The 2791-nt window shown below is 64.5% G+C and carries 4 protein-coding genes; 1 reads left to right on the top strand and 3 read right to left on the bottom strand.

Annotation, left to right across the window (positions count from 1 at the left end; translation table 11 throughout):
- Positions 1–194: LGFP repeat-containing protein (locus LK10_RS04270; RefSeq protein ID WP_043120435.1), on the top strand; the 194-nt coding region annotated here is incomplete at its 5' end.
- Between the two features lie 80 nt (positions 195–274).
- On the opposite strand, the gene LK10_RS04275 is transcribed toward LK10_RS04270, so the two are convergent.
- The 3 genes from LK10_RS04275 to LK10_RS04285 all read right to left on the bottom strand — a co-directional run bounded on the left by LK10_RS04275 (position 275) and on the right by LK10_RS04285 (position 2728).
- The gene (locus tag LK10_RS04275; RefSeq protein WP_052206944.1) at positions 275–1111 is read right to left on the bottom strand and encodes an alpha/beta hydrolase; all 837 of its coding nucleotides are present in this window, start codon (positions 1109–1111) and stop codon (positions 275–277) included.
- A 331-nt stretch (positions 1112–1442) separates the two neighbouring features.
- Positions 1443–1721, bottom strand: a complete 279-nt coding sequence (locus LK10_RS04280) for a DUF2277 domain-containing protein (protein WP_043120436.1) — start codon at positions 1719–1721, stop codon at positions 1443–1445.
- A 299-nt stretch (positions 1722–2020) separates the two neighbouring features.
- Positions 2021–2728 (bottom strand): RES domain-containing protein, encoded by a 708-nt coding sequence (locus tag LK10_RS04285; protein ID WP_052206945.1) that lies wholly within the window; start codon positions 2726–2728, stop codon positions 2021–2023.
- Positions 2729–2791: the final 63 nt, after the last annotated feature.

The raw sequence follows: 2791 nt of genomic DNA on the forward strand, positions 1-2791 counted from the left end.
TGTCCTCCCCGGCCTCGGGCACCCACGAGTCCTACGGCCCGATCCGGGCCGCCTGGCAGTCCACCGGGTTCGAACGCGGCGTCCTGGGCTACCCCACCAGCGAGGTCTACACCGTCCCCGGCGGCACAGCCCAGAACTACCAGGGCGGCAAGATCACCGACATCAACGGAACAATCACCATCACCCACCCGTAAAACAGACGTCGGAAGCCAGACCCTGAAGGCTTTCAGGACCGCCGACGGTGGCCGCCCCTACGAAAGGGGCGGCCATCGCGTCATGGGAGATCCTGCTCTTCGCCCTCACCGGTTCCCGAAAGAAGCTGCGCGTCCGTAGCGCCGGTCTTTTCTGCGAGGAAGGCCAGCATTCTCCCAAGGAATACTTGGGCTGGCTCGGTGTCGAGCAGGAATTGGTACTCGTGGCCGAGCGGCGGATCCATGTCGGGCCAGAAGACCGTCTCCGGTTCTAAGCCGACCTTGCTCAATGCTTCTGCAAGCCTTTCCGAATGAGCGCGGAGAGGGTCGGCATTTCCGACGGTAATGAGGGTAGGGGGGAATCCAGGAGTGAGATAGTTCGTGATCGACCACGGGGCGAGGGATACCTCGTCCATGAATTTCCGTTTGCCGGAGTAGGCCCACAGCGATGTCTTGATCAGAACGGCATCAGCTGGCGTGTCGGTGTCGTCGGCAAGAGAGAGGTCGTATGGGCCGCATGCGAGGATGAGGCCTAGCAATCGCTGGCGATCCAGGGGGGCCGGTACCCCGACCAGTCGGGAATAGCCGGGAGTGCTGACCAGAGTGGCGATCTGGGCAGCTATGTGAGCGCCTGCGGAATCACCTGCGATCACGATCCGGTCCGGGTCGAGGCGAAGCCTCGCGGCATTGCCTTCAAGGAACGCCAGGGCTTCTCCGATCTGGCGCAGGGGAGTGGGGTAGTGGTGCTTGGGCGCGAGAGAGTATCGGGGCGCCGCGACGGTGTAGCCTTGCGCGGCGATCATCTGGAAGTAGCCTGAAAGTTCTTCTTTCGAACCGCCTACGAACGCTCCGCCGTGGATCCAGAGAACCAGGGGCGTCGGGTCTGAGCTCTCCTTGGGTCGGATGAGGTCCAGCAGCATGTCTGATTCCGGACCATAGCGAAGATCCCGCAGGACGGTAGTTGCACGGGCGGCGGGGCCGACTAGCGCCTCGGCCCGACGTCGGCCATCTCTGCGGAATGACCAGCGGATCAGCAGAGCAGCCGGACGAGACGACACCAGCAGTGATATCCGCAGAGCCTCTGCAGAAATGAACAACGCGGCCTCCGCGGCCTTCCTGCTGAACGCTCGCCGTATGCCACTCGCTTCCGCCATGAGAATTGTTTTCCCACTTTCTGGGCTGATACAACAGGGACCTCTAAGCGGGTATCGTGCGACGCTCGCTCAGGGTTTGTAGGACCCGCGACTAGAACTAGGTCGTGGCGTAGCGTCCTGAGCGGGCCGCCCGGGCGCGCGCCTTCGCGGCTTCCTCTTCGCGGTTCTTCGGCGGGGCTGTCGCCACCAGATCGTCGAGCAGGTGTGCGGTGATGTGGGCGATTTCGGCGACGGCGTGATCGAATGCGTCCTGGTTCGCCTTCGAAGGTTTGGTGCTGCCGGCGATCTTGCGCACGTACTGCAAGGCCGCAGCGTGGACTTCCTCTGAAGTCGCGGCGGGTTCGAAGTTGTGAAGCGTGTGGATGTTCCTGCACATGCCTCGAAGATACGCGTCCTGAGCGGCTAGAGTCACCGCCGGCCAAGGTGTCGGATGCGGATTCGCGGACCAATGGCGAACATGCCTAGTCACAAGGGCTGCGGTCTCAAGATGCAAGTCGACTGCGACTTATCGGAACCGGCGAAGGCCCACACCGCTATCGTTCCGCGGCCCAGCGGACGTCCCCGCACCACGTATCGACCCACAACTTGTCAACCTCGACCGTGTTGCCGGCTAGCGCGACGAGTGCGCTCACGACAGGTCGAGGTGGCGCTGCGCGGAGTAGGCCTGGGGGAGGCTTACTCGGCTTTCCAGGCCAGACCGAGTATCTGGAAGATAGCTTTGATCGCGGCGCTGTCATGGTGGAGCTCTTCAGATCTGACATGCCGGAGCTTGGGACTGACGGGAGGGTCGCCTGGCCGTTCGAAAACTGCCCACAGGCGGAGGTCGTCGCCATGGCGGGATGTGAACGTAACGCCATCGGCATCGGTGGTCTCATAGAGCCATGCGGCCACGGCCTGGGTGAGCTGCCGCGGCCGGGCGTCCTTCAGCGCTGCGGCGTCGAAGTCCGCCAGGCCGAGGCTGAGGGCGAGACCGATGAAATGCGGGTACAGCGCCGCGACCGAGCGGGAGTCCGTCACAGCGCAGTAGGTCCCGGCGAGATCGGCCGAGGTTGCGCTGCGGGCGTCGAGCCATTCCCGCGGCACCTTTGCAGCGGCCACAGTGGGGTGCAAAATCCTGTCTTCGTCCTCCTCAGCGATCTCGTCCAGCTCAGCGGCGAGCCGAGCGTCGCGACGGAACCCTGCGAGCAGTTCGAGAAGGCACGCGTGAAGGCTGGAGCCAGCGTAGACGGTACGGAAGTTCCCATGCAGGTCGTCCCACCGACCAGGGAACCTGCCGTCGGTCGCCCATTCCCAGCCGCTCCACGCCCACGGCTCCGGGCGGAAGCCGATGCGCCATACCCGGGCGTCTGCAGTGGCCGTTGCCAGTTGGTGTCCGAGGCCCACCCGTCAGCCTGCCGCAGCGAAAGCCCGGGCGGCGGCGAGGACCGCCTGCGCGGCCTCGTCGAG

Source organism: Sinomonas humi, assembly GCF_000802235.1.
GTDB classification, from domain to species: Bacteria; Actinomycetota; Actinomycetes; order Actinomycetales; family Micrococcaceae; genus Sinomonas; species Sinomonas humi.